Source organism: Acinetobacter sp. ANC 4204, assembly GCF_002135205.1.
Classification (GTDB): Bacteria; Pseudomonadota; Gammaproteobacteria; order Pseudomonadales; family Moraxellaceae; genus Acinetobacter.
This window is the reverse complement of sequence record NZ_NEFZ01000006.1, coordinates 116,036-135,276: the sequence shown is the minus strand read 5'-3', so window position 1 is coordinate 135,276 and position 19,241 is coordinate 116,036. Positions and strand designations below refer to the sequence as shown.

At 39.2% G+C, this 19,241-nt stretch carries 17 protein-coding genes; 11 read left to right on the top strand and 6 right to left on the bottom strand.

Translation table 11 applies throughout. The features are described from left to right. Positions 1-17: 17 nt before the first annotated feature. From B9T36_RS13170 to B9T36_RS13135, 8 genes are all read left to right on the top strand, one after another. Positions 18-2,096, top strand: a complete 2,079-nt coding sequence (locus B9T36_RS13170) for an EAL domain-containing protein (RefSeq protein ID WP_086209922.1) — start codon at positions 18-20, stop codon at positions 2,094-2,096. A 169-nt stretch (positions 2,097-2,265) separates the two neighbouring features. Then, positions 2,266-3,855, top strand: coding sequence for a peptide chain release factor 3 (locus B9T36_RS13165; RefSeq protein ID WP_086209921.1), 1,590 nt, complete (start codon positions 2,266-2,268; stop codon positions 3,853-3,855). 90 nt (positions 3,856-3,945) lie between these two features. Next, positions 3,946-4,764 carry a hypothetical protein gene (locus tag B9T36_RS13160; RefSeq protein WP_086209920.1) on the top strand — a complete coding sequence of 273 codons (819 nt, stop codon included), beginning with the start codon at positions 3,946-3,948 and terminating at the stop codon, positions 4,762-4,764. A gap of 47 nt (positions 4,765-4,811) precedes the next feature. Continuing rightward, positions 4,812-5,762, top strand: coding sequence for an RsiV family protein (locus B9T36_RS13155; RefSeq protein ID WP_086209919.1), 951 nt, complete (start codon positions 4,812-4,814; stop codon positions 5,760-5,762). 12 nt (positions 5,763-5,774) lie between these two features. Further along, entirely contained in the window at positions 5,775-6,590 is an 816-nt protein-coding gene (locus tag B9T36_RS13150; RefSeq protein WP_171264477.1) for a TatD family hydrolase, read from the top strand. Between the two features lie 127 nt (positions 6,591-6,717). After that, on the top strand, positions 6,718-9,471 hold the full coding sequence (gene acnA, locus B9T36_RS13145) for an aconitate hydratase AcnA (protein WP_086209917.1): 2,754 nt from the start codon (positions 6,718-6,720) through the stop codon (positions 9,469-9,471). Between the two features lie 129 nt (positions 9,472-9,600). Beyond that, the gene (locus B9T36_RS13140) at positions 9,601-10,368 is read left to right on the top strand and encodes a ThiF family adenylyltransferase (RefSeq protein WP_086209916.1); all 768 of its coding nucleotides are present in this window, start codon (positions 9,601-9,603) and stop codon (positions 10,366-10,368) included. Positions 10,369-10,467: 99 nt separating this feature from the next. Next, positions 10,468-11,577 (top strand): DUF695 domain-containing protein, encoded by a 1,110-nt coding sequence (locus tag B9T36_RS13135; protein WP_086209915.1) that lies wholly within the window; start codon positions 10,468-10,470, stop codon positions 11,575-11,577. A 138-nt stretch (positions 11,578-11,715) separates the two neighbouring features. On the opposite strand, the gene dusA is transcribed toward B9T36_RS13135, so the two are convergent. Next, on the bottom strand, positions 11,716-12,735 hold the full coding sequence (gene dusA, locus B9T36_RS13130) for a tRNA dihydrouridine(20/20a) synthase DusA (protein ID WP_086209914.1): 1,020 nt from the start codon (positions 12,733-12,735) through the stop codon (positions 11,716-11,718). 133 nt (positions 12,736-12,868) lie between these two features. On the opposite strand from dusA, the gene B9T36_RS13125 reads away from it, so the two are divergent. Next, entirely contained in the window at positions 12,869-14,017 is a 1,149-nt protein-coding gene (locus tag B9T36_RS13125; protein ID WP_086209913.1) for a site-specific integrase, read from the top strand. On the opposite strand, the gene B9T36_RS13120 is transcribed toward B9T36_RS13125, so the two are convergent. Continuing rightward, a complete protein-coding gene (locus tag B9T36_RS13120; RefSeq protein WP_086209912.1) occupies positions 14,001-14,276 on the bottom strand; it encodes a pyocin activator PrtN family protein in 276 nt (91 codons plus the stop codon). The two genes, B9T36_RS13125 and B9T36_RS13120, sit on opposite strands and share 17 nt — an antisense overlap. Positions 14,277-14,425: 149 nt before the next feature. Here B9T36_RS13120 and B9T36_RS13115 point away from each other — a divergent pair, with 149 nt between their 5' ends. Then, positions 14,426-15,316 carry a hypothetical protein gene (locus tag B9T36_RS13115; protein WP_086209911.1) on the top strand — a complete coding sequence of 297 codons (891 nt, stop codon included), beginning with the start codon at positions 14,426-14,428 and terminating at the stop codon, positions 15,314-15,316. A gap of 20 nt (positions 15,317-15,336) precedes the next feature. Here the strand turns inward: B9T36_RS13115 and B9T36_RS13110 are convergent, their stop codons facing one another. Continuing rightward, complete coding sequence (locus B9T36_RS13110; RefSeq protein ID WP_086209910.1) at positions 15,337-16,203, bottom strand: hypothetical protein; 867 nt, start codon at positions 16,201-16,203, stop codon at positions 15,337-15,339. 710 nt (positions 16,204-16,913) lie between these two features. Between B9T36_RS13110 and B9T36_RS13105 the strand changes: the two genes are divergently transcribed. After that, positions 16,914-17,858, top strand: a complete 945-nt coding sequence (locus tag B9T36_RS13105) for a YagK/YfjJ domain-containing protein (protein ID WP_086209909.1) — start codon at positions 16,914-16,916, stop codon at positions 17,856-17,858. 42 nt (positions 17,859-17,900) lie between these two features. Here the strand turns inward: B9T36_RS13105 and B9T36_RS13100 are convergent, their stop codons facing one another. The 3 genes from B9T36_RS13100 to B9T36_RS13090 form a co-directional block, all read right to left on the bottom strand. Continuing rightward, positions 17,901-18,410 (bottom strand): hypothetical protein, encoded by a 510-nt coding sequence (locus B9T36_RS13100; RefSeq protein ID WP_086209908.1) that lies wholly within the window; start codon positions 18,408-18,410, stop codon positions 17,901-17,903. Between the two features lie 79 nt (positions 18,411-18,489). Beyond that, positions 18,490-18,795 carry a hypothetical protein gene (locus B9T36_RS13095; protein ID WP_086209907.1) on the bottom strand — a complete coding sequence of 102 codons (306 nt, stop codon included), beginning with the start codon at positions 18,793-18,795 and terminating at the stop codon, positions 18,490-18,492. Between the two features lie 12 nt (positions 18,796-18,807). Then, on the bottom strand, positions 18,808-19,227 hold the full coding sequence (locus B9T36_RS13090; protein WP_086209906.1) for a hypothetical protein: 420 nt from the start codon (positions 19,225-19,227) through the stop codon (positions 18,808-18,810). Between the last annotated feature and the right edge of the window lie 14 nt (positions 19,228-19,241).

The window sequence follows — 19,241 nt, the reverse complement described above, 5'->3', positions numbered from 1 at the left end:
TAATACGGACACTTTATATGATGCATGTGCATTACGATTTTAGTTTGGTATTAGGTTCAATTATTGTGGCATTGTTGGCTTGTTTTTTTGCAGTGTCAACTGAACGTCTATTGTTTCGTGCATGGCGAAAAAAGTTTCAAGCAGGGCTAATTTTACTCAGTGGTTTTTTCTTAGGCTGTGCCATTTGGGCTATGCACTTTGTGGGTATGTTGGCTTGTGATTTGCCAATACATAGTTATTTTGATCCAGCACTGACTATTCTTTCTTTTTTTATCGCATTTCTTGCGTCTATTTTTTCAATTTGGTTGACCACGCGTAATACTTTACCTTTTCTCCGACTGGTTTTAGGTGCTGTGTTGATGGGACTTGGTATCTCAGGGATGCACTATACGGGGATGATGGGGCTAATGATTGAAGGCTATCATAGTGTCTATGATCCTTTACTCACGATTTTCTCCATTCTACTGGCTATCAGTGGCTCTGGTTTGACTTTTTGGTTGATTTTTAAATATAAAAATGCGGTTAATAAAAAATCCTTATTCCAATGGTATGTCGCAGGAATGATGGCTTTGACTATCGTGAGCATGCATTATACAGGCATGCTGGCGGTCTCTTTTTATCCAGCGGATAGTGATCGTTTGGTCATGACCTTAGAGGCTGGGCAAAGTATTATTTTATTTGTAGTGATCTTCATCACAAGCCTAGTTTTGGTTGCGGCTTTTGTTGTGGCGGTCTTGGAGCAACGGTTAGAGGAACGCAATAAACAGCTATCCCAAGCGAATAGAGAATTAGCAAATCAGGCTGTACAAGATAATTTAACCAAATTGCCAAATCGTCTGTATTTGGCTGAATATGCGCATTTTCTATTTACAGACCATCGCTTTCGTGATGAAAGTATTGCCTTCTTATATATTGATTTAGACCGATTTAAAGCGGTAAACGATGTGTTTGGACATCATGTCGGGGATCAATTATTGGTCCAACTCACCACGCGTATTCATCACCACCTCGGCAAAAATGAAAAAATGTTGAGAATTGGTGGCGATGAGTTTCTGATGGTACTTGAACAAGCAACGCCTGACCATGCATGTGATATGGCGGAACAAGTTTTAGAGTTAATTCAAGAGAGCTTCTTGATTGCGGGTAAGGAAATCAATGTCTCTGCAAGTATTGGTATAGCCATGTATCCTGAACATGGCAATAATTTACAGGATTTATTGATCAATGCTGATGCAGCGATGCTGACTTCAAAGTATCAAGGGCGAAATACTTTTTCTATTTTCAATTACAGTATTGACCAACAAGAAGCCAAAAGTCAGACCAAACTGATTAATGACTTATACAAAGCGGTCGAAGAGCAACAGTTTGTTTTATATTACCAGCCGAAATTCACCATTAAAGATCAGCGAATTTGTGGTGTGGAAGCGTTGATTCGTTGGAAGCATCCAAGTTTAGGTTTACTGACTCCAAATATGTTTATTAAAGGGGCAGAAAAGACTGGGCTGATTATTCAGATGGGCTATTGGGCCTTAGAGCAGGCTTGTAAACAACTGCAAATTTGGGAGCGAGATAAAGTTGAACTGTATCCAATCGCTGTGAATTTATCAGCAGTACAGTTTGAGCATAAGCATTTATTTAATAATTTAGAACATCTTTTTGATAAGTACAAAGTTAACCCGAATCATTTAATTATAGAAATTACAGAAAGCACGGCTATGCACCATATTGAGGGCAGTATTCGTACGCTTCAGCGCTTACGTGAAATGGGGATTCGTTTAGCGATTGATGATTTTGGTACAGGTCATTCTAGCTTTTTATATTTGAAAGATTTGCCTGTAGATGAGTTAAAGATTGATCGTGGTTTTATTCATGAGCTTTCTGTTGGTTCTAAAGATGAAATGATCTTAGAAAGTATTGTCCATTTGGCGATTCGGTTGGGGTTGGTCGTAACAGCAGAAGGTGTTGAAAGCCCTTTGCAAATGGAAATTTTATCCCGTTTAGGTTGCCAGCAGTTACAAGGCTATCTCTTGGGTATGCCTATGGATGTGAAGCGCTTGGAAGAGTTTGAGTATGCATCCTCGACCTATTTTAATTAGCTGTTTTGGCATTTGCAGTTCGGTTAGGGGGCTTTCTAACAGGGCTTGATAAAAGACAATAGAAGCCCAAGCGGTATTCGGATACAATTAGCCCAATTTAGAATTTCCTGTATAGCCTTTATTGATCGGGGCGATCATTCAGGCTATGTATCAATTGCAGATTTAATTTATGTTTAAAAATGAATTAGCCGCGCAAGTTGCGCAGCGTCGCACCTTTGCGATTATTTCCCACCCCGATGCGGGTAAAACCACCATGACCGAAAAACTATTGTTATGGGGACAAGCGATTCAGGTTGCGGGGATGGTAAAAAGCCGTAAATCTGACCGTGCCGCGACATCGGACTGGATGGAAATGGAAAAAGAGCGTGGGATCTCGATTACCACCTCTGTAATGCAGTTTCCATTTAAAGACAAAATGATCAACTTACTGGATACACCAGGGCACGAAGACTTCTCAGAAGATACGTATCGTACCTTAACGGCGGTCGATTCGGCTTTAATGGTGATTGACGGTGCAAAAGGGGTCGAAGACCGTACCATCAAATTGATGGAAGTGTGTCGTATGCGTGACACCCCAATTATTTCATTTGTGAACAAAATGGACCGTGAAATCCGTGAGCCTTTAGAACTGTTGGATGAAATTGAAAACGTTCTCAAAATCAAATGCGTGCCGATTACTTGGCCACTTGGTACGGGCCGTGACTTCGCTGGGGTATTTAACCTAATCGAAGAAAAGTTCTATGTTTATAAAGCTGGTTTTGGTTCAACCATTACCGATATTGAAGTTCGTGATGGCTATGACTATGCTGACTTACGTGAAAAAGTCGGTGAGCTAGCTTGGGCTGCATTTGAAGAGTCTTTAGAACTAGTGCAAATGGCCAATGAGCCACTTGACCGAGAGTTATTCTTACAAGGCAAACAAACCCCAGTTTTATTTGGTACAGCCTTGGGTAACTTTGGTGTAGACCATGTGTTAGATGCATTTAGTAATTATGCGCCTGAACCGAAAGCCCACCCAACAGAAAATCGTTTGGTTGAAGCCACAGAAGAAGGTTTTACGGGCTTTGTCTTTAAAATTCAAGCCAATATGGATCCGAAACACCGTGACCGTATTGCCTTTATGCGTATTTGTTCAGGCAAATATGAAAAAGGCTTGAAAATGAAGCATGTGCGTCTAGATAAAGATGTACGTATTAGTGATGCTTTGACTTTCTTAGCGGGTGATCGTCAGCACCTAGAAGAAGCATGGCCGGGTGACATTATTGGTTTACATAACCACGGCACGATTCAAATTGGTGATACTTTTACTTCAGGTGAAAAACTGCAATTCACAGGTATTCCACACTTTGCTCCTGAAATGTTCCGCCGTGTACGTTTGAAAGATCCATTGAAGTCGAAGCAGTTACAAAAAGGCCTCAAAGAACTTTCAGAAGAAGGTGCAACACAGGTCTTCATGCCGCAGAATAGTAATGATCTGATTGTGGGTGCTGTTGGTGTGCTTCAGTTTGAAGTAGTGGCATACCGTTTGAAAGAAGAATACAAAGTCGATTGCGTCTACGAGCCTGTGAGCATTAATACGGTGCGCTGGGTGTCTTGTGATGACGACAAAAAATTTAATGAGTTCAAGAAAAAGGCACATGACCAGTTGTCGGTTGATGGTGGTGGTCACTTAACCTACTTGGCACCAAGTCGTGTCAACTTGCAACTCATGCAAGAGCGTTATCCAGACATCGTGTTCCGCAATACTCGCGAACACTAATCGGAATTTTAAAAAATAAAACAGCTTCTTCATGAAGCTGTTTTATTAAGTAAGACACTTTATTTTAATCATGAAATTCATGGAAAGCGCATGTTGCACAAACAGGCTATTTATACAACATTAGTGAGTTTGACTGTCTTACTGACAGCATGTGACTCCTCTAAACAATCTGAAACAGATACAGATGCCAAAAGCTCGGTGTTTAAAACAGAGCAGGCTGAAGTCTTGCCGTATTTAAATATTCAACAACAAGCAGCGGATATCGCACAGCCCTTTTGTGAGACTAAGAACTGTATCGAATTAGACATTCAGACTTTAAAAACAAAAGATGCTTGGTTAAACCAATGGATTGCCAAAAGTCAGGCTCGGGTCATTCAAGACCAAATTGGCTTGAAACAAGATATGAGTTTACAACAAGCCATCAATGCCTACGTGAAAAAGTCAGATACTTGGCAGGCTGAATTTAGCCGAAACAAAGCCTATAGCTTAGCGATGTATACGCGTATACCGTATCAGCGCAATCAGTTTGTGTTGATGCAAATTGGGGTGGATACCAATCAAGAGAATGTTAATGTTAAGGAACGGTATTATTTCTTTGTTGCGGATCGCAAAAGTCAAAAGGCGGTGGCATTATTAGATTTAATTCATCCTAAACAGCAAATTGCGATGAATGTACTGGTGCAAAAAGCGTATCAAGATTGGTTGAAGAAGCAAGAACCAGAAGTCAGAAACGTTGCACCTGCAAAATTATACTGGGGGCAAGCAGATTGGTTCTTTGACCAAGAGGGCATCGGTTTACATTATCGAACCCATGAAATTGTAAAAGATGGGACTCAGCTTGATATTTATTTGACGAAAGCACAAACTCAACAGGTATTAAAAGCCGATGTCTACACCCAGTTATTTTAAAGCATTGGTCTAAGCAAGAGTTGGCTTCAACAGCTAATAGGTTATTTATGTTAAAAAGCAAAACAATATTGACAATCAGCGTACTTGCAGCCTTAATCGGTCTGACGGCCTGCCAACCGAAAGACAAAGAACCACAAACGCCTGCGACCCAAACCACAGCCGCTTCTGAGGCAGAAACGGTATTGAAACTGGTGGGGGATACTGAAAAATTACAATTTGAATTGCCTGAATGTGATGGTAATGCTTGCCCTGAATTAAATATTGATCGTTTACAAAGTAATCAGGCATTTATTGATGCTTTTATTGATCAGAAAATCATTGACGATTTATCACAGATCATTGATATCTCACCTGTTCATAGTAGCCATGATGCAACAGTAGCAAGTTCAACTGTTGCCAGTTCAGAGCCTACAACAGTGAGCCAAGTCCTCACACCGAAACTGAAATTAGAGAAACAAGTTCAACCCTATTTGGCCGCCTTTCTTGCTTTAGATCAGGAACTAAAAGACCTAAGTTCTAACCATCAAATCAGTTTGATGATTAAACCGAAAATCTTAAATGCCAAAGACCCTCTGGCGACGGTGGTGTTGAATACCAGTAGCTACTTAGGTGGTGCACATGGTTCATCATCACAGCATTATTACAATTTTGATTTAAAACAGCAGAAGCTCGTGAGCTTGGATGATCTATTGTTGCCCAATCAAAAAGCAGCGTTGAATAAAGTCGCACATGAAGCCTTTCGTACTTGGATTGTGGACACGAAGTTAGCGACCAATGTCGATGAATATGAGCAAGCATGGAAGTTTAGCTTGAGTAACAATTATTACTTGGGTACTGAAGGGCTGATTTTGCAATATGGCGAGTATGAAATTGGCCCTTATGTGGTGGGCTTACCGCGCTTAACCATTGGGTATGATCAGCTCCAGAAAATATTAAAGCCTGAGTATTTACCCAAAGCCAAACAGAGCGCACAGGCTGCTTCAGAAGCCAAGAGTTAATTAAGCATGAGCTTGCCTCTGTTTGATACCCATACTCATTTTGATGTTGCCGATTTTGATTTGGATCGGCAACAATTGGCTGAGCAAGCAAAACGAGTAGGGGTTGATGCACTGGTACTGATTGGTTTTCTGGAATCGCGATTTGATGCGCTGATTCAGATCCATCAGCAGTTAACAAACTGGGATAATGTTCCGTCCTCTTATCTAGCGCCAGGCTTACATCCGTTTTATATCGAACAACATCAAACTGAACATTTACAGCGACTTGAGCAGATCTTGCAACAACATGACTGTGTGGCGGTGGGTGAAATTGGTTTAGATACGTTTTTAAAACAACATAAACAGCCCGAACTTTTCGCCAAACAGCAGTATTATTTTATTGAACAATTGGCATTGGCAACACAATATCAAAAGCCTGTATTACTGCATATTCGCAAAGCACATGCGGAAACTATTGCCATTTTAAAAGCACAAAAATTTAAATTAGGTGGCATCGCTCATGCTTTTAGTGGTGGTGTAGAAGAAGCTAAAGCACTGATCAAGCTAGGTTTTAAAATTGGGGTGACTGGACAAATTACTAATCCGAATGCCAAAAAATTGCATCAAGTGGTACAGGCGATTGGTACTGAACATTTGGTGATTGAAACAGATTGCCCTGATATGACGCCGTTGTGCTGTCAAACCTCGACTGAGCATCGAACCCGTAATACCCCTGTCAATTTGCCTTATGTGTTGGAGGGGTTGGCACAGACACTAGGTCAATCTACACAGTCGCTTGCAACTCAACTTTGGCAAAACTCATTGGCTGCTCTGCATTTAAAATTTTAGAAGAATAAGACAATAATCTCGATAAAAATAAGATAACCAAAAGGGAACACACTCTTTTCTAAACAGGCTTACATTAAAGGAAGAACATCATAATAAATAAACTCGCCAATACTGGGAGGGCAACCGAATGGCCAGATATAGCAAAATCAATAGTTTTAATGCCTTACAAACACTTACGGTAGGTACAAAATCCTATCAAATTTTTAATCTCCCACAAGCCGCTCAAACATTGGGTAATATTGATCAATTACCCAAGTCTTTAAAGGTCTTACTTGAAAATTTACTCCGTTTTGAAGATCAAAAAAGTGTAAAAGTAGAGCATATTCAAGCCTTAGTCGATTGGCAAAAAAATAGAAGCTCAGATCAGGAAATCCAATATCGACCTGCACGTGTGCTGATGCAGGATTTCACAGGTGTTCCCGCCGTGGTTGACCTTGCCGCGATGCGTGCTGCGATGGCTCAAGCAGGGGGTGATCCGAATTTGATTAATCCTTTGTCCCCTGTAGATTTGGTGATTGACCATTCGGTGATGGTCGATCATTTTGCCGATGAAGATGCCTTTGCTGAAAATGTCGAAATTGAAATGCAGCGTAATGGTGAGCGCTATCAGTTCTTACGTTGGGGGCAATCTGCATTTAATAACTTTCGTGTTGTTCCGCCAGGGACAGGGATTTGCCACCAAGTCAATTTAGAGTATCTGGCTCAAGCGGTATGGCTAGGCGAAGATGAGGGACAAACTTTTGCATTCCCTGATACCTTGGTGGGAACAGACTCACACACCACCATGATCAATGGCTTAGGCGTGCTGGGCTGGGGTGTTGGCGGGATTGAAGCTGAAGCGGCGATGCTCGGGCAGCCTGTATCCATGCTGATTCCAGAAGTCATCGGTTTCAAACTCACAGGGAAACTGCATGAAGGGATTACCGCAACAGATTTGGTTTTAACCATCACACAAATGCTACGCCAAAAAGGCGTAGTGGGTAAATTTGTCGAATTTTATGGCGATGGTTTGGCAGATTTACCTTTAGCGGATCGTGCCACGATTGCCAATATGGCTCCTGAATATGGCGCGACCTGCGGTTTCTTCCCGATTGATGATGTGACCTTGGCTTATTTAGCGTTGACAGGTCGTGAGCAACAACGCATTGATTTGGTTGAAGCGTATAGTAAAGCGCAAGGCTTGTGGCGAAATGCAGGTGATGAACCCGTTTTTACAGATACACTGAGTTTGGACATGAACACCGTGCAGGCCAGTTTGGCAGGCCCTAAACGTCCGCAAGATCGTGTTTTGCTGTCAGATGTACCTAAAACTTTTCATGACTTGATGGAACTAAATCTCAAGCCAGCCAAAGAAGCCAAAGAGCGTTTAGAAAATGAAGGTGGTGGCACAGCTGTTGAAGCTAAAAAAGCCAATCTACCGCATGAGGAGCCATCTTGTACCATTGATGGAAAATCTTATCCCTTGAACCATGGTGATGTGGTCATTTCAGCGATCACTTCATGTACCAATACTTCCAATCCGAGCGTGATGTTGGCTGCGGGACTCCTCGCTAAGAAAGCCATTGAAAAAGGGCTACAGCGTAAACCGTGGGTAAAAAGTTCCCTTGCGCCCGGTTCTAAAGTGGTAACCGATTATTTGGCTGCGGCAGGTTTAACGCCGTATTTGGATGAGTTGGGTTATAACTTGGTTGGCTATGGCTGTACCACGTGTATCGGGAACTCTGGACCGCTGCCTGAACCGATTGAAGAAGCCATTCAGTGTCATGATCTCAATGTCGCGTCAGTTCTTTCAGGTAACCGTAACTTTGAAGGGCGTGTGCATCCGCTCGTGAAAACCAATTGGTTGGCTTCGCCGCCTTTGGTGGTGGCTTATGGTTTAACTGGCAATATCCGTACAGATTTAACGACACAACCGATTGGTCTAGGCAAAGATGGGCAGGCGGTCTACTTGAAAGATATTTGGCCGAGTCAAGTTGAAGTTGATCAAGCGCTACAGAGTGTCAATACGGCGATGTTTCATAAAGAATATGCGGCAGTCTTTGATGGTGATGCAGCATGGCAGGCGATTCAGATTCCTCAAAGTCAGACCTATGCTTGGCAAGAAAATTCCACTTATATTCGTCATCCGCCTTTTTTTGAAGAGATAGGTCAGCCGCCGAAACCGATTCGCAATATTGAACAAGCACGTATTTTGGCTGTGCTTGGAGATTCAGTGACCACCGATCATATTTCCCCTGCTGGTAATATCAAGAAAGACAGCCCCGCAGGACGCTATTTGCAAGAACAAGGGGTTGAAGCCAAAGATTTCAACTCTTATGGATCTCGACGTGGCAACCATGAAGTGATGATGCGAGGCACTTTTGCTAATATCCGCATTAAGAATGAAATGTTGGGTGGTGAAGAAGGTGGAAATACAATCTATATTCCAACAGGAGAAAAGCTGCCGATTTATGATGCTTCCATGTTGTATCAGCAGCAACATACGCCATTAATCATTATTGCTGGGAAAGAGTACGGCACAGGCTCATCACGTGACTGGGCTGCCAAGGGTACGAACTTACTGGGGGTTAAAGCGGTGATTGCCGAAAGTTTTGAACGAATTCACCGTTCCAATCTGGTCGGTATGGGAGTATTGCCATTGCAGTTTGTGGATGGGCAAACCCGCCAATCCTTAAATTTGACAGGTCGTGAAGTGCTTTCGATTCATGGGTTATCGGATGATATCCAGCCGCATCAAACCTTGGAAATTCAGGTGCTTCGAGAAGATGGCAGTCAAGACCAATTTAAGGTGTTGTGCCGTATTGATACCTTGAATGAGGTGGAATACTTTAAAGCTGGCGGCATTTTACATTATGTACTGCGTAATTTAATTGCAACATAATCTCTATGGAATAAAGCCCTGTCAGCAGCAGGGCTTTATTGTTTGTAGTGATGAAATCTCTCAGCCTGCATGTAATCCACGGTCGTATTCAGGTAAAATGAACACGATTTTACCGATATAGATGTACGCATGACTGATCTGCAACATGATGAATATGACCGCCGTTTTGCTGGTGTAGCCAAAATTTATGGAGACGAGGCCTTTTCATATTATGAAAAAAGTCATGTGATGGTGATCGGGATTGGTGGTGTGGGTTCGTGGGCAGTCGAGGCTTTAGCGCGTACAGGCGTCGGCGAATTAACACTGGTTGATATGGATTCGATTGCGGCTTCGAATATTAACCGTCAATTGCCTGCGCTGAGTTCGACACTTGGACAAGAAAAAATCGAAGTCATGGCGGAGCGTTGCCGTCAGATCAATCCAAGAATGAAAGTGAATGTGATTGATGACTATTTGACTCCAGAAAACGTCAAAGAAATTTTAGAACATCGACCAGACTTAATTTTAGATTGTATTGATGACGTCAAAGCTAAATTAGCACTGATGTTGCACTGTCGTTTTAATAAGATCCCATTGATTGTTTCAGGGGGAGCGGGGGGCAAGCTCGACCCATTGAAAATCCGAGTGGCTGATCTGTCTAAAACCGAACAAGATCCAATGTTAGCAAAACTTCGAACCCAGTTGCGTGGAATGGGGATTTGTAAAAAACCAAAAGAAAAGTTTGGCATTAGCTGTGTCTATTCGATTGATAATCCATTTTCCAGTGCAGATGTGTGTCCAAGTGCAGGCCTACGCTGTGGTGGCTATGGTTCTGCGGTGGTAGTGACTTCAAGCTTTGCGATGGTGGCAGTCGCGGAAGTGCTGAAAAAATTAGATGGAATGAAAGCGAAACAATAAGACTGTTTTAGGTTTAATTGGACTGTATAAATCGATATATTGATACAGTCCATAGACCACAAAAAATATTGAAATCAATAGAAAAAAGAGAAAAGAAAAATGAGTTTTTTAAAAAAATTATGGGGTTCTCAAAAGCAAAAAATGCCTGCGAATGAAAATGTATATACTGCATTTTGGCAATGGTTTCAGCAGCATCAACAGCATTTTCACCACATTGTGGATCAAGGCAGTAAAACTGAAATCGAGCGAGATTTCTTTGATCGACTGACGCCTGAATTGGAAAAAGTCCATAGCGGTATCTTTTTTCTGACGGGCATGTTAACCCCACAAACAGCTGAATTAATTCTTACCCCTGATGGCATCATTCCAAATATTGTTTTTGTGGAAGAGTTGATTGTGGCTGCACCTGAGATTGCAGGGTGGAAGTTCACTGCGCTTAAACCTGAAAGTGATATTGAACGTGTTGGGATTAATATGCATGGTTATGAGTTTAGTCAGGAGACTTTGTCTTTTTATTTTAACCAGCAAGCTGAATATCCCGATGAGATTGATCTGGTTGTGGTACATGATGAATATAATGTCGCTGAAAAAGATGCATTTTTACAGGCTGTGTATATTTTTCTCGATAATTATTTGGGCGAGTATGATGCGGTCACCAAATTGGACAATGTTTCTGTCCAGTCTAAACAAGATGCCGAAAAAGAATTGCTACCGATTAACTTGCTCAAAAACATTTTAATTTTAAAAAGTAGTGAAATTTCAAGATTAGACAAAATTACCCGTTCAAATACAGATGCCGATGAATTTGTTAGTTTGGAAGGCGAAACCAATGAAGGCCTACCTTTGCTGGCAACTCTAAATCGTACACTTTTAACATGGGATCAAAAAGCCTCACATCCGTGGATGATGCTGATTGAAATCTCCTATGATGGTCATCATTCAAATGGTATGCCTGCTTCTACAGATTATGAGTTGCTGAATCTGATTGAAGACGAATTATTGCAAGAGTTGAAAGATGTGGATGGCTATTTAAATATAGGACGTGAAACGGGTAATCACTTAAGAACCATGTATTTTGTGTGTAAAGAGTTTAGGAAGCCATCTAAAGTCATTGATCAAGTGATTGAAAAATATAAAGACAACTTTGAAATAGAAGTCAGCCTGTTCAAAGATAAATACTGGCGCGCTCTGAGTAAATTTACGGGTTAATCACCTAATGAATTTAAAATGAAATGTGTGTGTGACCAATATTGAAAACGTTCTTTAGTAAAGCCTTGTATCAGACTATAAAAGAAAAAAGCGAAGCAGATGCTTCGCTTTTTTCTTTTAGATTAATATTCTAAATTACTAAGCTAGAGTGTGTTCTTTTAAATAATCTTCGGTGCGTTGCATCGCGTCTTTAATGTTGAGAATTGCATTTTCCACATCAGCAAAAGTCTTAGCATTACCACCACTTAAGGCCTGACGCCATTTGCGAGCACCCGGAAGGTTTTGAAATAAACCTAAAATGTGACGAGTGATAATTGATAACGGAGCACCCTCAGCCATACGCTGGGCAATATACGGCAGCATTTGATTGATAATGTCAAAGCGGTCTGGAAGTTCTAAATTCCACAACTGACCAAGTTCAGCCAGAAAGTAGGGATTGTGATATGCCTCACGTCCGATCATTACACCATCCACATGTTTGAGATGCTCTTGCGTTTCTGCAAAGGTTTTGACCCCGCCATTAATCTCAATCAATAGATTTGGACGCTCTTGCTTTAAACGATAGACATCTTCATAGCGTAGGGGGGGCACTTCACGGTTTTCTTTCGGAGAAAGTCCCTGAAGCAAGGCAATACGTGCGTGTACGATGAAATTATCACAACCCGTTTTGGCAACGGTATCAACAAAATGTAGCATTTCTTCATAAGAATGCATGTCATCAATGCCGATACGGTGTTTCACGGTCACGGGAATATCCACAGCATGGCGCATTTCAGCGATACATTCTGCGACGAGGTCTGGCTCTGCCATAAGACATGCACCAATTTTATTGTTTTGTACACGGTCACTTGGACAGCCAACATTGAGGTTAACTTCGTCATAGCCCCAGTCTTGAGCCATTTTGGTACATGTAGCTAAGTCTTTAGGATTTGAGCCGCCAAGTTGTAAAACAATTGGGTGCTCTTCATTGTTATAGTCTAAATGACGATTTGCACCACCAAATAGAATGGCACCTGTAGTGACCATTTCGGTGTATAAAATTACGTTTGGATTAAATAAACGGGCAAAAAAACGATAGTCTTTTGTGGTCCAATCCATCATCGGGGCTACGCTGATTCGCGGAGATTGAGTGTTTTCAATGTTTTTGACAATAGTCATTAAAAATCATACCTTTAATCTGTATTTCGCAACCTGCGCGAATCTGTTTTAACCGGTGTTTAGGTGGGTTAATCGGTTTGCATTTACACCAAATTTTACACCATAATCAAGAAAACGAGTTATGGTGTAAATTATGGGGTCAATTACAGCAAGGAAAGGTGCAGATGGTAAAGTTAACTATCGTGCTGCGATTCGAGTTAATCGAAAGGGCTTTCCTACTTTCTCTGAAAGTAAAACATTTCACTCAAAGAAGTTAGCCGAAAACTGGGTTAAGAAACGAGAAGTCGAAATTCAAGAAAATCCTGATATTTTGCTTGGCAAAGAAAAGCTGATTGATCTGACCTTATCAGATGCCATAGATAAATATTTGGATGAAGTCGGGAGCGAGTACGGAAGGACGAAACGCTATTCTCTGCTCTTAATTAAGAAGCTACCAATTGCGCGTAATATTATCACAAAAATAAAATCAGTACATTTGGCTGAGCATGTTGCATTAAGGAAGGGAGGAGTCCCTCATCTCAAACTTGAGCCAATCGCAACTAGTACTCAGCAACATGAGCTTTTACATATCCGTGGTGTACTTTCTCATGCTGCTGTTATGTGGGAAATGGATATCGATTTAAATGGTTTTGATAAGGCTACAGCTCAGTTAAGAAAAACACGTCAAATATCCTCTAGTCAAAAAAGAGACCGACTTCCTTCAAGGGATGAGTTGATTGCATTGACGAAGTATTTTACAGAGCGATGGAAGCTAAACCGTTACGGTTCTAAGTATCCAATGCATTTGATTATGTGGTTTGCTATTTCGTCATGCAGAAGAGAAGCTGAATTAACTCGTTTATATCTTCGGGATTACGATTCACATCACTCAACATGGAAAGTGCATGATCTAAAGAATCCAAATGGCTCTAAGGGAAATCATAAATCATTTGATGTTCTTGATCCTTGTAAGGAAATGGTTAAGAGATTAGAGCAGTCAGAAGTTCGTGAACGGATGTTGATGCTTGGGTATGATGAAAACTTGCTGCTGCCATTGAATCCTAAAAGCTTAGGTAAAGAGTTTAGGGAAGCATGCAGAATGTTGGATATTGATGATTTACGCTTTCACGACTTGAGGCATGAGGGTTGTACTCGACTAGCTGAACAGAGTTTTACTATTCCAGAAATTCAGAAAGTAAGCCTGCATGATTCTTGGAGTAGTTTACAGCGCTATGTGTCAGTTAAAGCAAGAAGGAATGTTATGCAGTTGGATGAAGTGCTACGCCTCATCGATGAAACGTAGCAAAATCTTTTAAAGCTTCCGAATACTGTTTATCTAAAATATCTGCTAAGTCTTTAACGTGTACCAAAAATGGTGCACGTTTACTTTGATCAATTTTAAACACGGAGAAAGGGAATTCCTGATTATTTGCCTTTCTCAATGCTTCAGCTTTACTAAGGTGAGGGTAATAGTCTCCAACTATATCCATCAGTTCAACAGCCATGCCGCGATATTTCATAAACAAGTAGTCTTCTGTCTTGAACTTCAAATTTGTTCCCATTAAATGGACCTATATGTTTTCTAAGTTGTATGTCTTTATGATAGGAATTCAGCTGTTTGAAATAAATAATTGTAGTAAAGTAAAAAAATACTTTTTGATTCTATAATTTAAGTTATTGATAGTTATATATTAAGTTTAAAAGGTGTTTTATGGCTTATGTTGAGATTTCTGAATTATCAGACTTTATTTTAGAGGTTTGTCATGGGTTCTTTAATTATTGTACAAAGTCTGGGTCTGAATTTGATGTAAATGCCCCTTTACTTGATGAACTTGATATTAAACATGTATTTGTACCTGTTAGACCATTGACAGACTCTGAGATACAAAAAATCATACAAATTATGACTCAAGCATACCCAGTTGAGAGAGATAGCGTTATCTATTCTAATCTTTGTTTTTTAAGAATTTTAGAGAGGCTGTTAAAGTTAAAAGAAGAGTTTAATGAAATTTCAGAAAAAGAAATAAAAAGCATATATCAGAATTTACTTCATGATTATGCGGCAATGAAAGTTGATCTTTTATTTAGTAAAAAATTGATGAGCAGAATTAGGGGAATAAGAGCCATAGAAAAAAGATATTCAAAAGGTCTCTATAAAAAACAAGAATTTATTTTTAATTTTATGCTGGATAAAGCTAAAGAGCATGGTAAATGGAAAAATTTGAATGTAGCTGTTGAGAGTACGCTTCCAGAACTTGTGGAAAAGTTAAAGCTTTTTGATAAGGAGTGGATTTCAATTCAATTGGTAGAAAAAAGTAATCAGCTGGAGTCTATTCAGTTAGAGTTTGATGAATATAAAAAGAATCCACCCCGCTATGAGCCGGGCGTAATCCGAACTAATACTCGCCATCAGACCTACCGTAATCGAATTATTGAACTAAAAGTACGATGTCGCGAGTTAAATGAAGCCCTGAAAATGGATGATCATTCATTAGTATTAAAAAATGAATTAGCATTTAATACAGATTATCAACCTGAAATTATTAAGAACTTAATAAGAAGGCAACCAAATATACTCAGGGAAATAATTGAAGATTATTAATATGGAAAAACTAAAGTATTTTAATTAAACTTATTTTTTCCTTCATTGTCTTTGGTGTAATCATTATATATCTTATTAATAGTAAACTCTAAAACATCTGACTGAGATTTATTAAATATTTCACATAAATGTGTAAGCTTATTGTGGCTATCCTTGCTTAAAGGTAAATGGTAAGGTTTTTTAATTCTATCATTATCTCTATATTTTTTCTGAGACCATGTTTTTTTCATTTTGTATAGGAATAATTCTTTTGAATCCTGTCCATTGAAGATACTAATTAAATCTAAAAAAGCACATATAAATTGATGCCTTTCAATAATCGATACTGGAGATGTTGGAAAATATCCAAGTTTATTATTTTTTTCTAAATATTTCCAAGCCCAGATTATCTGACCTTGATCCAGTGGGGTTAACCAGTTTACATCATTTTCATTTAATTCAGTATTCGACCAAATGGATTTTAAGTCATTTAATAAGTATATTTTTTCATCCTTATTTAGGTTTATGCAGTCAAAAATATTTATAAAATATTCATAGTTTTGGGTTGTTGATATGTTTGTTTGGTTTATATTGTATTTTTTAATTATTATATTTATAAGTGATATTATTAATCTGTAATTTGTTTCTGATATCCATTTAAATTCATTTTCATTTACTAATTGGTTATCCTTGTCTATTAGTATCTTGTTTAAGACGTAATCTTTATTTTGTTGCGAGTTAATATAATATTTTATAATTTCACTTTTTTGATGTATAGAATTTTTTCCAGTCAAAGGATTGTATAGGTAAAGCTGATATGTGCTCCAAATCCAATTGATATCTCTATTTGTGAAACCGAATTCATCTTTATATCGTAGCCTGTTATTACTTCCATTATGTACAGCCATGTAGATCACCATGTAGAATTATTTGTAGTATTATAAGTGATATATTTAAAATATTTCAACAATAAACTAGAGTATTATTTACAGAATAATAGGGATATATTAGTATTTTCTTAACATTAAAAATAAAATAAAAACAATAAGATGTAGTTATTTTTTTTGTTTCTGGTCTGATCTGGCTAGCTTGTATCTTGATAGTGTGTCTACTTGAGAAAAAGAAAAGACTGGGGTAATAAGTTAAGTTAACACACTAACCCACAACTCTAATCCTTATGTTAGATTAGATATTGTCTAATTATTAGCATCACTGATGTTTTTTGCTAAAATTAAAATCAATATATGGGAAATTGTTTAAAACAGAACCTTCAACACCTGAAACGTAGCTCAGCTTGTTATATTTGGATATTTCACCAAAATAACAAAATTATTATAGAAATATCGGTTTAAGCAGGGTTTAGTTTAATTAAATTTTAATTAGGCATATTTTCAATTAACCTTAGCTTGTTTTTTTAAATATATTATTTATTTTTATACGGAACCTAAGATATATTGTGTTCTTTTTTTTGTTTTTTTAAGTGGGTTGTTAATATAATGATTATATTAATAATCATTAAGAAATAACCTATAACGCTATCTAGCATATGATCTATATGTCAGTAAAAGATGAATTCAAGACGAGTGATATGAACTAAACCATCACTTAAGAGATAATAATGAATTTAGAACCATGTAAGACCAATGAATCACAAGTACTGATTGCTATAGATTCGTTCATACGCTCAGTTTGTGAATATTATATATTTGATAATGCTCACTTTAGGCCAAAGTTGAAAGAGCTTATACCTCTATTTAAGTCCATCTATCGACCTAATTTAAAATACAGTCATAGTGTGATGTTATTCCAGAAAATGGTCTCTGACTTAGACCTTTTAGCGGACACCTATGATATTGATCATGTACCCAAAGGAGAACTTCTCACCCTAACAGATAAAGCTCAATATGATGGTATTAATGTGCGGTGGGAGTTGCAGTCTTTAAAGGTACAAGAACATAAGAATAAGAATAGTCTGAAGGAGTATTTAAAAGATTTGATCTGGCACTATTCAAAGTTGCTGTTTGTCAGAGTTGATTTATCTATTCAGCAGGAATTTCAGCATGAGGTGAATATTGAGGTCTTTCATCAATATCTAAAAACCTTTATCAACAGAATGCAGAATAAGGATACTTGCTTTAATAACCTACATGGTTATGCATGGGCCGTTGAGCAAGGGGAAAAGAAAGGTTATCACTGTCATGTGTTATTAATCTACGATGGGCATAAACATCAGTCTGACTATGGCTTAGGTATGCAAGTTGGCATGTGTTGGAAAAAGATCACAGATGAGAAAGGCTATTTCTTTCTATCCAATACGCCAGAATATAAAAGGAGATTTGAACAGCAAGGCTCATTAGGTATCGGTATGATTTGCCGTAATAATATATTGCAAGTCGATAATGCAATTAACGCTGCGATGTATCTAGTGAACCCTGAAAAAGAAGATCAATATCTACGGGTGAGGACCAAGGGTATGCGTACATTTGGCAAAGGTGTTTATGATGTGAGTTGGAGGCGCAAGTGTAAGGATTCAGCAGCGCGTAAAGTCATTGAATCAAACTAATAGGTCAGCTTATGCAGAACCCCTTGAGGCTCTGCATAGTCATTAATGAAACTTATAGGTGTAAGTGCCTGAATTGGTATTCACACTGACTTCCCGAATATGTGCTGCATTGCAACGCGGATATGCGAGAGCAACCGAACCGTAGCGCATATTTTGGTGATCATACAAACTAATCACTCGACAATTTCCCCGATTGACCACTACACTTTTAATGGTTGTCGGGTGATCGTTGAGCGAGAGAATATCAATCTTATCGCTGTAGCCGGTCATGGTCCCTTGGGATTCTTCACGGTAGACACGTAGTTCAAATTCTTCCTCATGCTGAGTTTCAGGTTCAACCATCTCTTCATCTACAGTTTTAGTTTCTTCAGTCATCCAATGTGCAACGCTTGCTTCATCGATTTCACTGACTGGCGTATTGAGTACGGCTTCTAACTCAGGGTCAGAGGCAGCAGTAGAGCTGTTTGCTGAGTTAGATTCAGCAGCTTTATCCTGACAAGCGCATAATGTGAATATGAGGCTTGCCAGTAAACATGTTTTAAAAAGATGCATCGGACTGTCCATTATTCAAAAGTGAAGCTTGAAGCCTCAGACCTTTAATCAAGCTGTTTGGTCAGAGGCCAGACTCGGGTTATTTACATGCGCCTTTCTTTACAGCATCGACCATTTGAGGTGCATTTGAATAAGCATCGAGTTCTAAACAAATCTTCTGCTTAGATTTCGCTGACTGTTGAATTAAAGCTTCACCTTTGATCGGGCTTGCACCACCTGCGTTGTACACCATATAGCGCTTGCCTGATTTGGCTTTAAAAGTAAAGGCGTCACCTGATTCCCCAAAACCTTCAATCTTTTGAACGACAACGGTGACTTGGGTTGCTTTAGCTAGAGTAAGAGGGGCGAATGCCATAAGGCTGAGTGCAAGAAAGATTTTTTTCATGTCATGGTCCTGTTATTTTTTATTTTCTAGATAAAGTAAAACCGCTAAGCCTTGCGCAAAGATACGCTCATCGGCTGCGGAACTACTCCCACCACTGTAAAACACAGCATCACCTGCATCCGAGAAGGCTACGGCACGAGTGCTATTCAGTGTGAAGCCTTTCCAAAGCCCATAACCATCACCCGATTTGGCATATGGCTTTAACTTTATTCCGCTGATTTTGAAATTCTCAGGAATGGATTGCCATTGCTTAGAGAGCGCATGAAAGGCATTGCAGTTCTGATTACCTTTGCAGCGCTGAACTTTAGGCGCACTTTGTGGGTTGTTATAAATTTGCGTCATGCTTTTTACATCAGCATGACTGACGCTTGCGGTGAATAAACAGGCCAACAAGGCACTGCTGTGAAAAACTGTTTTTATCAAAGTGTTCATATTAAAAAATCCCC

What these genes read in the sequence shown, in the direction of transcription:
- B9T36_RS13090 (WP_086209906.1), bottom strand. Translation starts at nt 19,227, where the DNA reads ATGAACACTTTGATAAAAACAGTTTTTCACAGCAGTGCCTTGTTGGCC.
- B9T36_RS13140 (WP_086209916.1), top strand. Translation starts at nt 9,601, where the DNA reads ATGACTGATCTGCAACATGATGAATATGACCGCCGTTTTGCTGGTGTA.
- B9T36_RS13155 (WP_086209919.1), top strand. Translation starts at nt 4,812, where the DNA reads ATGTTAAAAAGCAAAACAATATTGACAATCAGCGTACTTGCAGCCTTA.
- B9T36_RS13160 (WP_086209920.1), top strand. Translation starts at nt 3,946, where the DNA reads ATGTTGCACAAACAGGCTATTTATACAACATTAGTGAGTTTGACTGTC.
- B9T36_RS13120 (WP_086209912.1), bottom strand. Translation starts at nt 14,276, where the DNA reads ATGGGAACAAATTTGAAGTTCAAGACAGAAGACTACTTGTTTATGAAA.
- B9T36_RS13135 (WP_086209915.1), top strand. Translation starts at nt 10,468, where the DNA reads ATGAGTTTTTTAAAAAAATTATGGGGTTCTCAAAAGCAAAAAATGCCT.
- dusA (WP_086209914.1), bottom strand. Translation starts at nt 12,735, where the DNA reads ATGACTATTGTCAAAAACATTGAAAACACTCAATCTCCGCGAATCAGC.
- B9T36_RS13165 (WP_086209921.1), top strand. Translation starts at nt 2,266, where the DNA reads ATGTTTAAAAATGAATTAGCCGCGCAAGTTGCGCAGCGTCGCACCTTT.
- B9T36_RS13170 (WP_086209922.1), top strand. Translation starts at nt 18, where the DNA reads ATGATGCATGTGCATTACGATTTTAGTTTGGTATTAGGTTCAATTATT.
- B9T36_RS13115 (WP_086209911.1), top strand. Translation starts at nt 14,426, where the DNA reads ATGGCTTATGTTGAGATTTCTGAATTATCAGACTTTATTTTAGAGGTT.
- B9T36_RS13125 (WP_086209913.1), top strand. Translation starts at nt 12,869, where the DNA reads ATGGGGTCAATTACAGCAAGGAAAGGTGCAGATGGTAAAGTTAACTAT.
- B9T36_RS13100 (WP_086209908.1), bottom strand. Translation starts at nt 18,410, where the DNA reads ATGCATCTTTTTAAAACATGTTTACTGGCAAGCCTCATATTCACATTA.
- acnA (WP_086209917.1), top strand. Translation starts at nt 6,718, where the DNA reads ATGGCCAGATATAGCAAAATCAATAGTTTTAATGCCTTACAAACACTT.
- B9T36_RS13095 (WP_086209907.1), bottom strand. Translation starts at nt 18,795, where the DNA reads ATGAAAAAAATCTTTCTTGCACTCAGCCTTATGGCATTCGCCCCTCTT.
- B9T36_RS13105 (WP_086209909.1), top strand. Translation starts at nt 16,914, where the DNA reads ATGAATTTAGAACCATGTAAGACCAATGAATCACAAGTACTGATTGCT.
- B9T36_RS13110 (WP_086209910.1), bottom strand. Translation starts at nt 16,203, where the DNA reads ATGGCTGTACATAATGGAAGTAATAACAGGCTACGATATAAAGATGAA.